Here is an 18,372-nt window from a genome sequence, read left to right as displayed (position 1 = left end):
AGCCTCGGGCGCGAGCCTCCAGCGTGAGCTGGAGGTGTCCACGGCGCAACCTCGGGGTTTACCACCAACTCACATCGCCGGCTCACGCCGGCGACTCGAGCGATAGCACACCACCAGCTCCCACTGGCGGCTCCGGTGTGCGTCGTTTCAATTACACGAGGCTCGGGCGTCACTCCGCGGCAACGGCGCTGGAAATTCCGGCCGGGTCGTCGGCGCGGATCGCTTCTCGCCCGCGGTGCCAATGCGGGTCGGTCGGCACGCAGGCGTCGTCGAGAGGCCAGGGGAGAAACGGCGGGCGTCCCAAGGCGGCGGCCAACTTGCCGCTGTCCATGGCGACGTTCCCTGCCCGGGGAGGAATCGGCCCTGCCATCCGCCGCGGGATACCGTGCAGCAGGTCGGGATCGTAGCCGCCCAGCCGATTGATGATCTGGCCGATTTGATAGAGACTCAACGGCCGCGGCCCGCCCGCGTGATAAATCCCCCGCAGCTCCGATCGCAGTACGTCTTCGCACACGGTGTTGAGGCAATCGACGTAGGTGGGCGTGCGGATTTCGTCCACGTAGAGCGTGGCGGGTCGACCGTGGCGGAAGCGCGATTCGATCCAATCGATCGCCCCGGCGTGCCCGTTGGGGCTCCGCCCCATCGGCAGCGAAATGCGGAGGATGCAGGCGGCCGGCTCGCACTCCATCAGCAATGCCTCGGCCCAAGCCATCGTCTTGCCGTAGACGGTGACGGGGTCGGGCGGATCGGTCTCCACGTAGTTTCCGCCCTTGTTTCCGGAGAAGACCAGGTCCACGGAGAGCCGCACGATCCGGGGCCGCTCGCGCCCGCACGCACTCAAGATGTTCCGCAGGCCTTCCACGTTGATGGTCCGCGCCAACGAGGGTTCCAGTTCGCAGGGTTTGAGCGCGCAGTTGCCCACCGCGTCCAGCACGGCGGCGAAGCGGTACTGCCGAAACAGCCGTTGCAGGGCGGCACGGTCCTCGATGTTGCAGGGCAGGACGTTGTCCCCGCGGACGTGCGGATTGTTTTGGGGGCGAATGCCCCAGACGCGGCCGGGGTAGCGTTGCGTCAACCATTGAAAGGCATGATACCCGGCCACGCCCGCCAGTCCCGTCACCAGCAAGGGCAGAGGCATTTCACCGCGGGCGTTCGCGGGCAGGGCGGGACGGATGGATGCGGGGTCCAGGCTCGCACGCGGCCGCAAGAGGTCGGTGAACGACAGGACGGGCGCGGCTTCGCGGTACGCGGCGAACGAGCGAGACGGACCGATCACGTCGGTGCCCTCTTCAACCCCTGCTTGCCGGGTTGCGGCAAGGACGGTTCGGAGGCGGCGTCCTGCTCGATGAAATAGCGGACGGGATGCCGCCGCGTGAGCAGCAGGGCCGAGACGCCCCACGCGGCGAACACGCACAGCGCCGCCGCGAGGGCCGCCGTCAGCGGTTGGAGGAACTCGGCCGGTTCGTGCAGGCGTTGGGTTTGCAGCGAGACGGCGGGTCCGCGGCCGGCCGCGTCGGCCAGGGCCGCTTGCAGTTGTTCCGCCTTGGCGGCCAATCGCACGGCCCGGCTTTTCAGCTCCGGCAACTCCTGTTCGGCGCGGCGGAGCGTCTCGGCGGCGGCCGCGCAATCGGCGGCGATTTGCCGCTGCTCGGCGATTTCCGCCGTCACCTCGTTCCGCCGTGCCTCCAAGGCCTGCAATTCGCCCGTCAAAGTCTCGACGGTCAGCTTGGCGGCCTCCTTCCTTTGCATCGCGAGGCGCTGTTGGTGCTTGGCGCGGAGGGCGTCCCAGCGTTCTTTGAGTTCGGCGACGTCCTCTGGGGGCGATGCCGCGGGAGCGGTCTGCGGGTCGGCCGCCGGCGGCGACTCCAACCCGGCCAGCTTGGCACGCACCTCCAGGGCCTCCGGATCCGCCTCCAAGGCGGCATCCAATTCGGCGGGATCGACGGCGGGCGATTCCTGGGCGGCCGTGGCCGACGCCGCTTCCCGCCGCTGCGTCAAGTCCGCCATCTGCCGCGTTAATTGCCCCAACTCTTGCTCGCCGACCGCGACCATGTGGACGGCCTGAAGGTGCCGAGCCTCCAATTCCACCGGGCGACTCGTGCCCAGGCGGGTTGCGATCTCCTCTTGCTCGTCGGTCAGCCGGGCGATTTGCATCGAGACGTCGTGACGCTCCGCTTCGATCCGCTCCAGGGCGGCTCGACCGGCGGCCTCGGTCTTGCGCCGCAGCGCCGCCGAATAAATGCCGCACCATCGTTGCAGCAACGAGTTCGCTTCAGCCGGCAGCGTCGTCCGCAACCGCAGGTGCATGAAGGGCACGTCTTCCGAGCGACTGATGAAAAGCAGGCCGGGCAATTGACGCTGCGGTTCGGCCAGCGACGCGACCACGGCGTTGTTGCGGACGTCCTCCCCGGTGAGCAGTTCGCGGACGACTTCTTCCTCGTCGGGCAGGAAAGGCTCGAGGACGGGGAAGTCGGCGGCCTCCAAGCCCGCGGGAACGGTTCCGTCGCGGACGTGCATCAGCTTCGGGGCCTGGGAAAAGTCCAGCGTCGCCGTGGTCATCGCCGGTCGCGGCAGATGGTACCACGTTACCGCGGCTGCGGCCCCGGCCAGCACCACGGCCGCGGTCAACCAGCGGGGCGCCGCGCTGCGACGCCGCGGCGGCAGACGGGGGATCACCAGCGGCTCCGATCCCTTCTGTTTGGAGATGAAGCGGCGGAAATCCGGCGGCGTCCCGGCGGACTCGCGCCGCGGCTCGATATCGGCCGGCGTACGAGGATTCGGCCGATCTTCCGCGGGCGGCGGGCCTTTCGCCGTCGGCTCGACGGTGACCGATTGGTCGGCTTGGCGCCGGGAGAGTCGGTCCTCAAGCTCGGCGCACCGCTGTTCCCACTTCCGACGCTCAAGCTCCCATTCCGCGAGGCGCGACTGGAGTTCCTTCCGCTCCGTTTCCCAGGCGATACGCCGGGCTTCCGCGTCCGCTTGCCCGCGCCGCCAATCCTCGCGCTCCTGCTCCCACTGCCGCAATGTGCTCTGCAACCGCTCCGTTTGGGAAAGCAAGGCCGCCCGCTGCTCTTCCCACGCCTGCCGGTCCTGTTCCCATTGCCGTCGCTCGGCGTCTCGGCGGCGGATGTCTTCGCGGAGGTTTTCCCGGTCCTCGGCCGCCCGGTCAAGCTCGGCCTGCAAACGCGAGGCTTCGGCCTGCCATTGCGCTTGATGCCGGGCCGCCTCCGCGTCGCGTGCTTCGAGTTCGTGGGTCAGCCGCGTGCATTCGGCCCGAAGCCGCTCCGTCTCCCTTTGAAGCTCCGCCTGATCGATCCCTTCCTGCCGCTCCTTTTCCGCCCGCCGCTCCCACTCCTCGATGCGACGCCGCCAAACGGCGTGCTGCTCTTCGAGTTCGGCTTCTCGGGCGTGCAGGGCCTGTTGCTCCGCGTTCAGAAGGGCTTCGCGGCGCCGGAGCGACTCGGATTGTTCGGCGAGGCGCTGCGTCTCGGCTTGCAGGGCCAGATCCCGGGCTTGCACGGCCTGTTCGCGGGCGTGGAGTGCCTGCTCGCATTCGTGCAGAGACCGCTCGCGTTGTGCCAGGGTCTGAAAGGCGGCCTCGGCCTCCGCTTGCCGGGTGCGAACGGCCGCAAGATCCCGCTCCAGCGTCTCGGCCCGGGCGGCCAGTTCGGTTTCCCGGCGAAGGATGTCGCGCTCCGCTTCTTCCAGTTCGGCCCGGCGCCGCTCCCATTGGGCCTCGCGCTCGAGCAGCGCGGCTTGGGCGGCCTGGAGCGCGGCGGCTTGTTGGGCCTGGGCGGCCGGCTCGGCCTCGCGCCGGGTTTGCCACTCTTCCCGGTCGCGATCCAGTCGCCGACGTTCCTCCTCCGCGGCGCGGCGCGATGCCTCCCATTGCAGGCGTTCCTCGTGCAAGGCCGCCCGTTCCCTTTCGACCTCCGCGCGGAGTTCCGCCAGGGCCTGCCGCTCCTCCATCTGCCGGACCAAGGCCGCTTCGACCTCTTCCCGCGTTTCGGCCAGCTTGCGCTCCTCGAAGTGGATCGCTTCGCGGATGCGGCGCAATTCCGTCATCGCGGCGTCCTGCTCGCGGCACAGGGCCTCGCGGTCTTCGCCCAAGCGGGCGCGGACCTCCTCCAGACGCTTCTTTTCCTGCTGAATGCGGTCGTCTTCGGCGAGCAAGGAATCTTGAAAGTGCAAGAGCTCCGCCGACATCTCTTCCAACGTCTTGGCGAAGTCGTGGAGGAAGGTTTCGCGGGCGGCCAGCTCCGCCTCGCGCCGCGCCAGGCATTCCGCGCGATCCTCGGGGGAGAGCAGGCCGGACGCCTCGCGGCAGGCGTCCCATTCCGTGCTTGCGACGACCGTCTCGCTCCAGGCGATGCGGGAGGCCGGGGACGTTCGGGCATCGCCTTCCGATTCGGCCTCCTCGGCGAGCAGCGACAGCACGAGGTCTTTCACCAACACGGCGCTGCGATCATCCTGCATGGCAAACCCTGCCGGCTGTTCCAAAATCCCTTGCCCCGCGTCCGTGAAGGGCGGCACGACGAGAAGAGTGCAAGCGTCCCAAGGTGCCGCGCCGTTCGTGGCCATCGTGATGAAATCGTGGCCCGATTTTTCCGATGACACGAATTCCGCTTCGCCGTCCGGGCGGTCCGTCGCGAGCCGCCCGTCGCCGGTGTCGATCGACGAAGGGACCGCTTCCTCAGCGGCGGGGCTTGCATTTTCGGTCCCGGCCGCCGGGGAGGTTCCTTCGGCGTTCCACCCGCTTCGTCCCGATGGGTCGCCCGTCGCCCGTTCAACCTCGGGCGCCCCGGGAAGTAATGCCCTATTCTGGGGTGAATCCCCGGGTAGGGCAATATGGGGCGGGGGAAATCCGGGATGCGCGGCCGTCTGCCGCAACCGCCGCTCGGACCGCCGGCTTTCCGGAGATGTTTCCGGCCGAATCGGCGGGAGGACCGATGCCCGGCCGTCATCGTCACCAAGCTCGGGTCCGGCGATCGGCGCTGCTTCGCCGGCAAGGGACGGTTGCGCGGCGGCGTCCTCCGCGCCGGTTCGTCGGCGCGGAATCAGATTCAGTCGGCCGATCGAGAGCGGAACGTGTTCGGGCCAACCGGCGGCCGTCACGGCTTCGCCGTCCAACCGGGTGCCGTTGGCGCTTCCCAGGTCGACCGCCCACAGCCGCTCCGTCTCCGCGATCACCACGCAATGGCAGGCGGATACGGTGGGGTGAGCGAATTGCACGGCGCAAGGCTTGCGCCGGCCGATCAACGTCAATTGCCGCCGAATGTGGATCAGCGCCAAGGCCTGATCGTCGCAGCGGACCTCGACTTCCCAGCCCGGACCGGGCAACGATCCCCGCCGGCAAAGGTCGCTTTCCCGAGGGTCTTCACGAAGGCCCGTTTCCGGACGCCAGTGGAGCGTGACGCGGTACGGTCCCAATTGCAGGGGGACGCGGTTGAGCAGCCGGCCTTGCGGCAGGGGGTGGAATTGGGAGGGTTCGACCAGCGGGACGGCGAACAGGCCGGTCTCGGCGGCATGGACGTACAGCAGGCGGCGGGGGATTCCCGGCCCCGTCAAGCGAACGTCCGCCGACTCACTAGCGCCGATCAAGACGCACGGGCGAGAGAGGGCGATCTCTTGGCGGCCGTGGGGGGATTCGAGGATCGCCGTGAGGTCGCCTCGGCACCACCACTCCGTCGTCATGATCGATTTGCCCGAAGAAGCCATGATGCGTTTCCGGCGGGTTTTTGCCCCGAGGATCGCCGACCGGTTTTCGTAATCCGCGAGGGTCGGCGGTCCGCTCCCAGCCCTGCCCCCAGGAGGCGGACTCCGCGGCGGCAGGCGGTGCGCGCAAACCGCAGCGGCGAGCCGGCCGCACGCAGGGCGCGGTAGGTCTCTCTGCATTCACTTTGATCGAAAATCGCCCGAAAGGCAATCGCGAGGGGAGGCCGGGTTGCAGGCCGAGGAGCCTTCGGTTCCGTCGCCGGGAAACACCGCCGGATCAGGTGCCGTCGCCCCAGGATGCGCGGCGTTCGTTTTCGCCGCGCCTCCAGCGTAACCCGGCGGTGGACCTAGAGCCTCCGGCGTAAGCTGGAGGTGGACTTAGAACTCCGGCGTAACCCGAAGGTAGAATGAGAGCCTCCAGCGTAAGCTGGAGGTGTTTACATCGCTACCCAAGGTCCACCACCATCTTACGTGGCGTCGCCTCGCCCTCCGCTCCGTCAGGGGGCGGTTTCCAGGTCCAGGCGAATCACGCTTGCTACGGGATCGGGCGCCTTGGCGGGCAGGTCGATGATGATCGTGCCGCCCTCCGCCTTGGCCGTGAGGGCCGAACCGTCGGCCAGGAGGACCGCCGACTTGGGGCGGCCCGGCGCGGCCTCCACCGTCAGCCGCCCGTTCTCCGGCCGCTGGAAGACGTGCAGATAGAGCCGCAACGTCCCATCCGCAAGGCGTTTCGAGGTGCAACGCCCCCAGGGGGTGGAGGGCAAGGGGCCGGCCTGCGTGCCGTAGATCGACTCGCCGTTGACCCGCATCCAGCGACCGATCGCCGCCAGCCGCTCCACGGAGGCCGCGGGAATCTCGCCCTCGCCGGTCGGACCCACGTTGAGCAGGTAGTTGCCGCCCTTGGAGGCCGTGTCGATTACGTTCCGGATCAGCGTCTCGGCGCTCTTCCAATTATTGTCGCGGCGCTTGTAGCCCCAGGTATCGTTCATCGTCATGCACGATTCCCAATCCACGCCGGGGAGGCCGGTGGCGGGAATCTGCTGCTCGGGCGTGCCGAAGTCGCCTACGTAATCCTGATCGTCCCGACTCAGCCCTTCCATGCCCTTGCGACCCTTGCCCACGCGATTGTTGATGATCAGTTCCGGCTTCAGCTCGCGGAGGTAGGCGTAGACTTCGCGGCCGTCCTCCTCGGTGTACCAGTCGGGCCACTCGCCGTCGAACCACAGGACCTCGGGATTGCAGCTTTCCAGCAGCTCACGGAGCTGGGTCTTCATATATTCCATGTATTCCCGTTTGCGCTCGGGGTGGATGCGGGTGGGATTGTACGCCCGATCGCTGCCGCGGTATTGGGCCGGGTGATGCCAATCCATGATCGAGTAGTAGGTGCAGAAGTGCAGTCCCTGCTTGCGGCACTCGTCGGCCAAGGGTTTGAGCAGGTCCTTGCCCCAGGGCGAGGCATCGACCACGTCCCAATCGGTGACCTTCGAATCGAACAGGCAGAAGCCGTCGTGATGCTTCGAGGTGATCACGACGTACCGCATCCCGGCGTCCTTGGCGATCCGCACCCATTCCGCCGGATCGTACCGGACCGGGTTGAATTGCCGGGCGAGGGTTTCGTACTCCGCGATCGGGATATTGGCGGAATTCATGATCCACTCGCCGACGCCGCCGACGGGTTGGCCTTTCCACTCGCCGCCCGCCGCGGAATAGACGCCCCAGTGGATGAACATGCCGAACCGGGCTTCGCGCCACCATTGCATGCGGGCATCGCGTTGTTCGGGCGTTTCCTTGGGAATGGCGGGCCCTTCGGCGCGGCCGATGGGGAAGACGGAGCAGCAGGCGAACAACGCCAGGAACGCGCAGAACCAAGGTCGCGATTTCATGTCGAAGACTCCCAGCAAGGTCCACAGGATGTAAAGGAAGGAGAAACGCTGCGGGCCGGCACGCTTTGCGCGACCGCGCGAAACTTCCGCGCCGCGGCACGCACGGACCGCGAACGTTACCGTGCTACTCTGACGGTCCCTTCAGTCTATCGCCCGTCGGAGGCGTTTGCACCAGGAGTTCGGGCGGAACCGCGGCCGACGTCATGACGCCCATCGACAGATAGATTTGCATCAGCCGCTCCACGCTCATGGAGATTTCCCGCACTTGCTCGGCGGGAACCAAGAGGACGCCCCCGGACATCGGCAGCGGCGAGGTGGGAATGTACACGACGCAGTACTCGCGGTCGCCGATGCGGAGGCGATCGGGCGATGCCAACAGCGCCAGCAGCCCGCACGATTGCGTCTCGCCGAAGGTGCAGAAGACCACGCTCATGGCGGACATCTCGGTCTTTTGATCGGGCTGGAGCATCCGGACCATTTGGGCGGCCGTCGAATAAACGCTGCCCACCAGCGGGATGCGACCCGTCACGGTTTCCACCCATCGCGCTGCGGCCAATTGGAAGCGGGATCGGGAAAAGAGTCCGATCGCCCAAATGCCGACCGCCACGACGATCAGTCCGGCGGCCGCGGCGGAGGCCTCGTGCGTGACGAATTGCAGGCCGATCGTCCGCAACACCTTGCCCAGCGGGGCGTCCGCCGCCAGGAATCGCAGCAGAAAGGATGCCACCCAATTGATGACCGCCACGGTGATCACCAGGGGCAGAATCACGACCAACCCGGAAAGGAAGTTGCCGATGATCCCGCGTTGCCACAGCCAGCGTAAGATCGCTTGCACGGCGTGCTCCTTTTGAGAAGTCCGGCCCTCGGCGGTCCGGGGCCGGTTTGCGTGGAAAAGTTTCCTCGGCCGAGCTGCTACGGTTTCGGTTCGGGAATCCCGCGGCCTGGCATCGGCGATCGTTCGGCCGACCGCCTAGGTGAAACCCTTGGAATGCAAGTTATAATACCGCCGTCGGCCCGGGCTGCCAAACGCAAGTTCGGATGGATTCGGCAGCCCCGGCGGCCGCCGTTGGCACGCAAGACGTCGTCAGCCCTATTCCGCCGGCGGTGGAAAACCGAGCGGACGGGAACGATTCTCCAAGACCGTCAACCCCCAGGAGTCCCGCCATGCCGCACCGTTGGAAAGCCATCACCCTCATTGCCGCGGCCGCGCTCGCGCTCGCGTGGAATGCGACTTCCGCTTGGACGAGCGAGACGGTGCTGCACGTCCATCCCCGCGGGGACGATCGTTGGTCCGGCCGACCGGAGACCCCGAACGCGGAAGGGACGGACGGTCCCTTGGCGAGCCTGACCGGGGCGCGGGACGCCGTCCGCCGGCTGAAGGCCGCCGGGCAAACCGGCCCGTTTCGCATTCGGATCGCTCCCGGCGAATACGCGCTGGGCGAACCGCTCGTCTTGGAGCCGCAGGACGGAGGCTCGGCCGACGCCCCCGTGACCTACGAGGCCGCCGGCCCGGAGAAACCCCGCTTTTCCGGCGGACGACGGATCACCGGCTGGACCCGGCAGGCGGACGGTCTATGGACCGTCGACCTTCCCGAGGTCGCCGACGGAACGTGGTATTTTGAGCAACTGTGGGTCAACGGCAAACGTGCCGTCCGCGCCCGCAGTCCGAATAAGTTCTATTACTATGTTCAAAGAAAGATGGACTATTATCTCGATCCCTCGTCGGGACAGGTTGTGGAATCGGTCAATCGTGCCTTCCAAGCCCGCCCGGAAGATATGGCCCCGCTGTGCGATCTCTCCGGCCGGGAAAGGAGCGACGTGACGCTCGTGACCTATCATTCGTGGGAAACCTCTCGCTCGCGCGTCGCCTTGGCGGACCGTTCCCAAAGCCTCATCGCCGTGACGGCGCCGGTTCCCTGGGGATTCGCGTATTGGGGCCCCAACTGCCGCTATCATGTGGAGAACTTTCGCGCCGCGCTGGATGAGCCGGGCGAGTGGTTTCTCGATCGTCGCGGGACGCTCTATTACTATCCGCGGCCGGGCGAGGACATGACCTCCGCCGAGGTCACGGCTCCGGCGGTTTCGGAGTTCGTAATCGCGGCGGGCAAGCCCGACGAGGGGCAATGGGTCGAACATGTGACCTTGCGCGGACTATCCTTCGAGTATGGGCAATATATACTCCCCGAGAAGGGTCATGCCGACGGGCAGGCGGAAGTGACGATTCCCGCCGTCGTCATGCTGGACGGCGCCCGGCATCTTGCCTTGGAACGCTGCGAGATTCGGCATGTGGGGATATCGGGCGTGTGGTTCCGCCGCGGGTGCCGCGATTGCCGCCTGGAGCAGTGTCTGCTGGAGGACCTGGGCGGGGGCGGCGTCAAAATCGGCGAAGGATGGCAAGCCGAACTGGAACGCCCCGAAGGACGCACCGAGCGGATCATCTGCCGCAACAACATCATCCATTCCGGCGGCCGCATCCATCACGGCGCCATCGGCGTCTGGATCGGGCACAGCGGTTATAACGAGGTGGTGCATAACGATATTAGCGATTTCTATTACACGGGTATTTCGGTAGGCTGGGTGTGGGGATACGGGCCGTCGCTCGCCCACCATAATCGTATCGAATACAATCATATTCACCATCTCGGCTGGGGCGTGCTCAGTGATATGGGCGGCGTCTATACGCTGGGCGTGTCGCCGGGGACCAGCGTCAGCCACAACGTCATCCACGACGTCTATTCTTACGATCGCTACGGCCGCGGCGGATGGGGGTTGTATAATGACGAAGGCAGCTCCGATATCGTTCTAAAAAACAATCTCGTCTATCGTACGAAGACCGGCAATTATCACCAGCACTACGGCCGGGAAAACCGCGTCGAGAACAACATCCTCGCCTTCAGCATGGACGGGCAAGTCCAGCGCTCCCGTGTCGAGGAGCATGTGTCGTTCTTTTTCGAGCGGAATATCGTATTGTGGAAGGACGGGCCGCTCGCCGCGGCCGGGAAGATCAACGACGATCTGGTGCGCTTCGCGTCCAATCTGTATTGGAAGGGCGGCGAGGCCATCGACTTTCAGGGGATGACCCTGGAGCAACGGCAGGCCCGGGGCTGGGATCAAGGCTCCATCATCGCCGATCCCGGCTTCATGGACGCGGAGAACGGCGACTTTCGACTGCGACCGGACTCGCCCGCCTTGAAGATCGGTTTCGAGCCGTTCGACTATTCGCAGGCGGGCCTGGAGGGCGACGCGGAATGGCGGAATCTTCCGGCGAGTTATGAGTATCCGGAGGTGGAATGGGCGCCGGAGCCGCCGCCTCCCCCGCCCTTGGCCTTGGATGAGTCGTTCGAATTCATGGCGCCGGGCAGGCCGCCGCAAGAGGGGCAGGTCAACACGGAAGGACGCGGCGACGCCTTGACGGTGACCACGGATCAGGCCTCCCACGGTAACAAGGCGCTGTCATTCCAGGATGCGGAGGGGTTGGCCCACGCCTTCAATCCCCATTGGGTCATTCGCCCCAATCACACGGCCGGCACCACCACGCTCCGCTTCGATGCCTGGCTGGGGAAAGGAGCCGTGCTCTTTCACGAGTGGCGGACCTGGGATTCGGGGCCCTATCAGGTGGGACCGTCGCTGTGGGTTCGTGACGGGCAACTAAGCGTCGCCGGCAAACAATTGGCCGAGTTGCCGCGCGAGACCTGGGTGACGTTCGAGATCGAGTGCGGGGTGGGTGCGTCGGTGAGCGGGAATTGGCGGCTTCGCGTCAGGCCGGCGGGCGGCCGGACGCTGGAGTTCGACGACCTCCCGTTGGGCCACGGACAGTTCAAGGATTTGACTTGGATCGGGTGGTGCAGCATGGCCGAAACGCCCACCGTCTTCTACCTCGATCGCTGCGTCCTACAGAATCGGCCCTAGTGTGCGACAATAGCGAGTTACAACAGCAAGTTGCGGGCCGGCACCGCCGGATGCGGTGGAACCGGTTGCCGTCCGCGCACCGTTCCCGCGCGGTTGGCGTGACTACACGACCGGAATCGCATGCGGGTCGTCCGACGTGCATCTAGTATTAATACCCCAATATGACCCGAAAGCCGATCCGGCGCGGACCGGCTTGGTCGCGACCGCGCTGCACATTTCGCGGCGAGGAGGTCTGTTAGGAACGCGCTGCATGCGCTTGGCAAGGCTCATGTTGACTTAGGTTAGCAGCCTGTTGAAAAGCAAAAACGCTTGCACAAGCCGTCGTGGGTGGAAGCCGATTGCAACCGCTACCAGTTGTGCTAGCAAACACTTTTTCAACAGGCTGTTAGAACCATCGCTTCGGGATGGTATGCTTGGGTGCTGCAAGGCGAGTCGGTGCCGACCGCGAGCTGCCTTACCCCGATTGGGCCGAGTACGCCCGGCAGCTCCGCCGACAGGGCGAGACCCTTGGGCAATACGTGGATCTGCCCTATGGCCGGCTGGAAGTGCCCGACCTTGGCTTGCGCGTCCGGGCCGCATTTGGTTGATAAACACAGTACCGGCTTGGTTGATAAACGCAATACCGGTTTAGTCGATAAACAAAATACCGGTTTGGTGGATAAACAAAATACAGGGATATCTTTCCCTTGGTTCCCACGCGCGGTGGCTTTTTCTAAGACGCCTCGGGTTGCGCAGGGGTTCCTCGCGAATCATTTCCCATGCCGATACAAATGCCCACGCTGGGGTTGGGCGCGTCGTAGTCCTGCGGGTTTTGCCAGCCGTCGACCTGAGGTGCGCTTAGAAGAAACTGAGTATCACGCAGCAAAGGGCGTGACAACGCACCAACCGACTGCTGGAATGAGACTTACGCCGATTTGCCGTCTGCACGCTAGGCCGCAAAGGTGGGGCCTGCAGGTAATACGCAGGGACTATCGAACACGTAGCTCTGCGGCGTTGTGTCTCCTGCGACGCCCCAAGCGACGGAGGCATAGCGGCAAATGGAATGGCCTATTATTCTGATCCAGATCCTCATTTTCGGCGCGGCACTGCAGGGGCAAGATCCTTTGACGGTACACAATGCGGAGAGCTACCGGTATCACCAGTCGTTGGCGGGCGGCGCGACGATCCTGTGCCGTCGTGTTCCTGATTGGAATCGCGACCAAAGGCTGTCAATGAACATGCCGACTTGATTTCCAAGTCAAGCGCCTGTTATTATGGGCACCTATGGGCAAGCGATTGACGGCCGTTATTTACCGGGAGGGTGTTGGCTTTGTGGCCCTTGCCCCAAACTCGATATCGGCAGTCAGGGAGATACCATCGAGGCGGCCCGGGACAACCTCCGCGAGGCGTGTGAGCCGTCTTTTGAATGCGCTTCGCCGGCGGAAATCCAAGAACGTCTGGGCGAGGAGGTGTTTGTCACGCAGGTCGAGGTGGCCGGTGGGTAAGCTTCGGCGCTTTTCGGGCCAGGAAGTGTGCGCAATCTGGGGCGGCAGGGGTTCACGCGCGTCCGGGAGCGCGGCAGCCACGCTGTCATTCAGGGCGTTTCCGCTGAGGAGACCGGCACAGTGCGAGTTGCCGACCACAAGGAATTGCGCACAGGACGCCGCGTTCGATCATCCGTCAATTCGGGTTACCGCGTAGCGAGTTCGAGGTGTGAGGACGGCGAACCTGTCGCTGTAACAGACAGCGAGCGCGGGTCGGCTTTTCCAGATTCATGGGTCCGGCGGTTCCCACCGCTGTGCTGGTGCGTTTTGCCGTAAGGAGGGAAGAGTGAAACTGAATATTCACACAGTCGGCAACGCAGGGCTCTACTACACTTGTTACATACTCTCTCTTCTTGGGTGGAATGTGATGCCGACCGCGCGGAATGCTCGCGGCATCGATGTTGTCGCATATAGTCGCGATGGACGTCGTTATGTCGGCATTCAAGTGAAATCCCTTAGCAAGCGGACGCCGGTGCCTCTCGGCACCTCACTGGATACCTTGATGGGTGACTTGTGGATAATCATCAACAACGTGATTACAGAACCAACGGCATACGTTCTTAGGCCCGACGAAGTGAAGAGGCTCGCGCATCGTAGGGAGAAAGACGGGCGGATTTCGTTTTGGCTCCAACCGAGTGCTTACGACAGCGAAGAGTTTCGCGAAGCCTGGGACAGAATCGGCCGAGGTGATGGGGCGGTGTAACAAGGCGCGGCAGCCGACGCCGCAAGGCGGCACGGCTGCGATTGGTCGTTCGGCGAAGTGACACTGTTACGAAAGGACAAGCATGAAATCGCTATTGCTACCCCTCGCAAGTATCGCTCTCCTTGCAGTTGCGATTCCCCACGCAACCGCCGAAGAGGAAGCTAGAGACGGAGTCTTCATCCACATCACTCACGGGACGGATGATCCGCATCGTCTGCTCATGGCTCTCAGCATGGCCGCCCTGATGGCGGAAGATCATGACGTGCTGGTCTATTTCGATATCAAGGCGGTCAACGCTGTTCTGAAGGACGCCCCTGACGTTAGCTTCTCACATTTCGCCTCCTCCAAGGCTCAGATCAAGACGCTCTTGGAGAAGCGGGTAATACTGATGGCCTGTCCCGGCTGTCTGAAGGCCGCGGGAAAGACCAAGGCGGATCTTGCCGACGGGATTCAGATCGCTGACAAGAAGGCTTTCTTTTCATTCACGAAGGGGAGAATACTCACATTGGACTATTGAGTATCGATAAAAGCGGGACAGAGTGGCTGCACCAAACTCCGCTCCGCGCCGCCGGTAAAATTGAAGTCAAATTGATATGGAACATCGTTCCGCGGAGCGCTGAGCAGAAACTGAGCATCACGCAGCAAAGGGCGTGACAGCGCACCAACCGACTGCTAGAATGAGACTTACGCCGATTCGCCGTCTGCGCGCTAGGCCGCAAAGTTGCGGTCTAGAGGTAATACACTGACCATTTGAGAACCAAGTCAACTCCTCTGAGCCGGGAAGGGACGATGAACGAGGAATCCCAAGGCATGACGAAATAAGATTGCCAAGAGTGGGTCATCATCATTGCGCTCTTCGTATTCGTTGGTTCAGTTGTCTACTGCCATCATGTGGTCACTACGGAGAAAGTAGATTGGCCTTTTTATTCTCGCTCTGGGCCCTACCCTGCGCCCATGGTAACGAAGCGCAGCTACATTGAATACGATTTCATTTGGAAAGCACTGCGCAATTCATCGCTGGATTTTGGGAGGCTGGCGGTTACCTGGATCGGGATTGCCGTTGTCGCCGGCTTGTTACTCTATTTGAACGATGTGCCCAGAGACACAACCTTTCCACAGTAAAGTTGTACCGATGGAAGCAAGAGAATTCCTGGATGCTGCCAAGGATGCGGGTCTGATTCTGCGCCTTGCCCATTACATCGGGAGTGAGTGCGTTGGACGAGGACAGGCGCTCGTTCTTGATCCTAAAACGCACATTGCCGTAATGCTGGAGAATTGCGGGGACCCGGCAGAAACAGGAATCTATGCGGGTGACATCGTTGGATTCTTCCGCCATCCCGAAGCGGAGCCCCGCATCGTAGGTAGTCCGGCCACAGTTCGGGGCTAACCAAGGCTGAATCTGACCGGGGCCGCCATCCTGGTTCCTCGCGTTTCAACGTCTTTGCAGGCGGCGCCCACCGCTGCGGAGCTTGGGAGTTCCGAGCCGAGCGTTTTCGCCCGCTTTCGGGCGAGCCTGAGACGCCTCTCGCGGCTACCTTTTCTGTCAGCGGCACGATGGCGCGTTTGTGCTTATCACGGGCGATTGGAAGATGAGCGGGATTGCCCTTCGGGCCGTAACCTGCATGCCGGTCCGACCGACGACAAGGCCTTGGCGACGGAGCGGGGGCGGAATGAGTTCAATCAGTTCTATGCACACGCTTGGCAGTGACTTGGCAGTGACAGCGCACTGGTATTCCGCTAAGACGCCTCGGGTTGCGCAGGGGTTCCTCGCGAAGCATTTCCCATGCCGATACAAATTCTCTTGCCGCGGCGGGTTCTCTCATTGCGGCGGCCTGTATTTGCGGTATAGGCGTCACAGGCCGCGGCCGTTTCCGGCGATCTATTTTCGGTACGAGGGAATTCTTTTGCCGGTGACACATCCGCAAGTTAGATTTCTCAAGTAGACCGCTGCCTACGATCCGGGAGCATCGATTTCTTTGGGGCAAAATCGGAACGACCCATGGATTCGGAATTTGCGGTACAACCGGAGAGCGACGTCGTCGCCGAGCGCGCGTTGCCCACGATTCTGCTCGTGGATGACGATGAGACGATTCGAGAATCGCTCGCCTGGCGGCTGGAGAATCTCAGCTATCGAGTTTTGCCGGCGGCCTTGGGAAGGGAGGCGTTGCGGCTCGCCCGCCAGGAGCCGCTCGACGCCGTCATTCTGGACATCTGCCTACCGGACATCGACGGGTTGCAGATCTGCCGCATGCTGACGGAGGACCGCCGGACGGCCGACGTGCCCGTCATCATGCTGAGCGCGATCGATGAAAGCGACATCGTGCGGCGTTGCCGCGAGGTAGGCGGCCTGTTTTTCTTGGCCAAGCCGTTCGATCTCAACGTCTTGGTGGCCGTTTTGGAGCAGGCGGTGCGGGATCGCCGGTATTGGATGCGAGACTGCGGCTGAAACGCCGCGATTCTACGGCCGCGTCAGACGACCTTGGATGTAGATATCCGAGTCCAATCGCTCCACGGCCATGATGCGGACCTCCTTGGCGGCGGCGATGCGTTGGATGCCTTCGCCTGCGATGGGTGAAGGAGCGGCCTCCCCGCCGAGCAGCTTGGGCGCCGTGAAGACGTGGACTTCATCGACCATGCCGGCATCGAACACGGCCCCCAGCAGGCGGCTGCCGCCCTCGATGAGGACGTTGGTCATGCGGCGTCGTCCCAGCTCGGCGAGGAGAAAATCGAGCCGCGCCGAGCAATCGGGCCCGGGACAGACCAAGACTTCGCAGCCCGCCGCCTCCAAGGCCTTGCAAGCATCCGGGTCGGCGGATTCGTTGACGGCGACGAGGACCGGCGTTTCTCGCGCCGTCCGCACCAATTGCGATGCCAAGGGCGTGCGCGCGCGGCCGTCGAGCACGATCCGCAGCGGCGTGCGCTCACCGGGCGGCCGGACGGTGAGGAGCGGGTCGTCGGCCAAGACCGTGCCGATGCCGACGAGGATGGCATCGACGCGTCCGCGGAGGAGATGGGCACGGGTGCGGGAGGCGGATCCGGAGATCCAACGGCTCTCGCGGGCGACCGTGGCGATTTTGCCGTCGAGCGTCATGGCCCACTTGGCGATCACCCAGGGCCGGCCGAGGGCCAGGAGCTTGAGATAGGGGGCGTTGAGTTCGCGGGCCTCCGCCTCCATCAGGCCGCAGGAGACCTCGATGCCGGCGCGGCGCAACTGTTCCAAGCCCTTTCCCGCCACTTCGGCGAAGGGGTCTTGCATGGCGGCGACGACGCGGGTGATGCCCGCCCCGATCACGGCCTCGGTGCAAGGCGGCGTCTTGCCCTGGTGGCAGCACGGCTCCAAGGTGACGTACATGACGGCGCCTTGGGCCCGCGGACCGGCCACGCGGAGGGCTTCGATTTCGGCATGGGGTCCGCCGTATCGTTGGTGATAGCCTTCGCCGATGATCTCGGCTCCCCGCGCGATGACGCACCCGACCATGGGGTTGGGTTCCACCTTGCCCCGCCCTTGAGCCGCGATCTCCAGGGCGCGGGCCATGTGCCACGCGTCCAGTTCCGATTGTGAAAGTCGCATCGTCCGCCCCCCCTTGGTTCGAGAAAGATGCTCACCTCCGGTATCTTCGCCGGCTTACGCGATATGGAATGGAAAGGCCATCACGCGGCGGATATCGTTTTCCCCCGCGCGGAGCATGACGACGCGGTCGAATCCCAAAGCGACGCCGACACAGCGTGGAAGCCCGGCTTCCATCGCGGCCAAAAGCCGGTTGGACTCGGGCAAGGCCGATTTACCGTCGCGCAGCCGCCACGCATTGGCCGACTTCATGCGATCGCGAAGGACCGCGGCATCCAACAGTTCCAGATAGCCGTTGGCCAACTCCAAGCCTTGGGCGAACAGCTCGAATCGCGCGGCGACGGGCGGATCGGTGGGGCGCACCATGGCCAAAGCGGCCTGGCTGACCGGGTAATCGCAGACTACCACCGGCCGGCCCCTTCCCAGGTCCGGCTGAATGCATTCGCTGAGAAGAAGATCGAGCCAGCCGTCGCGATCGTCCGGGGCGAAGGACTCCGGCACGGCGGGCAGGCGCTGTCGCGCCGCCTGTTCCAGTTCCGCCGTGTCCGCCGTGAGCGGGTCCAGCGAAATCCGTTCCAGGAATACGTCGCGGTACGTTACGACCTCGGGCGGCGGACACTCCAAGAGTTCCACCGCCAATTCGCCCAGACGTGCGATGCCGGCCGCCATGGTATCCCCGACCCGATACCATTCGACGATGGTGAATTCGGGATTGTGGAGCGGGCCGATCTCTCCCCGGCGGAACGCGCGGGTGATTTGGTAGATGGCCTCCCCGCCGGCGGCGAGGAGCCGCTTCATGGCGAATTCGGGCGAGGTTTGCAGCCAGCGCGGTTGCGGGCCGGCGGCCGCCGAGCGGGATGCCTCAGCGCCAAGCTCCACGCAAAAGGGGTCCAAATGCCGATCGACGACCGTGTCGGCGGAGAGCAAGGGCGTTTCGACCTCGAGGAATCCCCGCTGATCGAAAAACGCGCGGATGCGGCGAAGAAGCTCGGCTCGCAGTCGCAAGACTTCCCACGAGGCCGCGGGATGAAAACCGTCGCGCTTCGGGGAGGGCTTCGGCATGGAGCGTCT

Annotated in this window: 12 protein-coding genes; 6 read left to right on the top strand and 6 right to left on the bottom strand. The window is 64.3% G+C overall.

The window, feature by feature from the left end:
- Window positions 1-169: 169 nt before the first annotated feature.
- From ACZ5B4_RS13850 to ACZ5B4_RS13835, 4 genes are all read right to left on the bottom strand, one after another.
- Complete coding sequence (locus ACZ5B4_RS13850) at window positions 170-1,276, bottom strand: SDR family oxidoreductase (RefSeq protein ID WP_464911820.1); 1,107 nt, start codon at window positions 1,274-1,276, stop codon at window positions 170-172.
- Window positions 1,273-5,718 carry an FHA domain-containing protein gene (locus tag ACZ5B4_RS13845; RefSeq protein WP_464911819.1) on the bottom strand — a complete coding sequence of 1,482 codons (4,446 nt, stop codon included), beginning with the start codon at window positions 5,716-5,718 and terminating at the stop codon, window positions 1,273-1,275. The genes ACZ5B4_RS13850 and ACZ5B4_RS13845 overlap by 4 nt, the downstream gene beginning before the upstream one ends.
- Before the next feature lie 494 nt (window positions 5,719-6,212).
- Window positions 6,213-7,598, bottom strand: coding sequence for an alpha-L-fucosidase (locus tag ACZ5B4_RS13840; protein ID WP_464911818.1), 1,386 nt, complete (start codon window positions 7,596-7,598; stop codon window positions 6,213-6,215).
- A 124-nt stretch (window positions 7,599-7,722) separates the two neighbouring features.
- Window positions 7,723-8,433: a DUF502 domain-containing protein gene (locus tag ACZ5B4_RS13835; RefSeq protein ID WP_464911817.1), complete on the bottom strand. Its 711-nt coding sequence runs from the start codon at window positions 8,431-8,433 to the stop codon at window positions 7,723-7,725.
- Between the two features lie 329 nt (window positions 8,434-8,762).
- Here ACZ5B4_RS13835 and ACZ5B4_RS13830 point away from each other — a divergent pair, with 329 nt between their 5' ends.
- The 6 genes from ACZ5B4_RS13830 to ACZ5B4_RS13805 all read left to right on the top strand — a co-directional run bounded on the left by ACZ5B4_RS13830 (window position 8,763) and on the right by ACZ5B4_RS13805 (window position 16,179).
- Window positions 8,763-11,507: a right-handed parallel beta-helix repeat-containing protein gene (locus ACZ5B4_RS13830; RefSeq protein ID WP_464911816.1), complete on the top strand. Its 2,745-nt coding sequence runs from the start codon at window positions 8,763-8,765 to the stop codon at window positions 11,505-11,507.
- Between the two features lie 413 nt (window positions 11,508-11,920).
- Entirely contained in the window at window positions 11,921-12,094 is a 174-nt protein-coding gene (locus ACZ5B4_RS13825) for a hypothetical protein (RefSeq protein WP_464911815.1), read from the top strand.
- Window positions 12,095-12,544: 450 nt separating this feature from the next.
- Window positions 12,545-12,736, top strand: coding sequence for a hypothetical protein (locus ACZ5B4_RS13820; protein ID WP_464911814.1), 192 nt, complete (start codon window positions 12,545-12,547; stop codon window positions 12,734-12,736).
- A 580-nt stretch (window positions 12,737-13,316) separates the two neighbouring features.
- Window positions 13,317-13,733 carry a hypothetical protein gene (locus ACZ5B4_RS13815; protein WP_464911813.1) on the top strand — a complete coding sequence of 139 codons (417 nt, stop codon included), beginning with the start codon at window positions 13,317-13,319 and terminating at the stop codon, window positions 13,731-13,733.
- An 82-nt stretch (window positions 13,734-13,815) separates the two neighbouring features.
- On the top strand, window positions 13,816-14,250 hold the full coding sequence (locus ACZ5B4_RS13810; protein ID WP_464911812.1) for a DsrE family protein: 435 nt from the start codon (window positions 13,816-13,818) through the stop codon (window positions 14,248-14,250).
- A 1,482-nt stretch (window positions 14,251-15,732) separates the two neighbouring features.
- A complete protein-coding gene (locus tag ACZ5B4_RS13805; RefSeq protein WP_464911811.1) occupies window positions 15,733-16,179 on the top strand; it encodes a response regulator in 447 nt (148 codons plus the stop codon).
- 12 nt (window positions 16,180-16,191) lie between these two features.
- Here the strand turns inward: ACZ5B4_RS13805 and ribD are convergent, their stop codons facing one another.
- Window positions 16,192-17,304 carry a bifunctional diaminohydroxyphosphoribosylaminopyrimidine deaminase/5-amino-6-(5-phosphoribosylamino)uracil reductase RibD gene (ribD, locus tag ACZ5B4_RS13800; protein WP_464911810.1) on the bottom strand — a complete coding sequence of 371 codons (1,113 nt, stop codon included), beginning with the start codon at window positions 17,302-17,304 and terminating at the stop codon, window positions 16,192-16,194.
- 54 nt (window positions 17,305-17,358) lie between these two features.
- A complete protein-coding gene (epmA, locus tag ACZ5B4_RS13795; protein WP_464911809.1) occupies window positions 17,359-18,363 on the bottom strand; it encodes an EF-P lysine aminoacylase EpmA in 1,005 nt (334 codons plus the stop codon).
- Window positions 18,364-18,372 lie beyond the last annotated feature (9 nt).

This window comes from Thermogutta hypogea, assembly GCF_055386265.1.
Note: the sequence above shows the minus strand (reverse complement) of the source record. Positions and strands in the feature narration are given on the sequence as shown.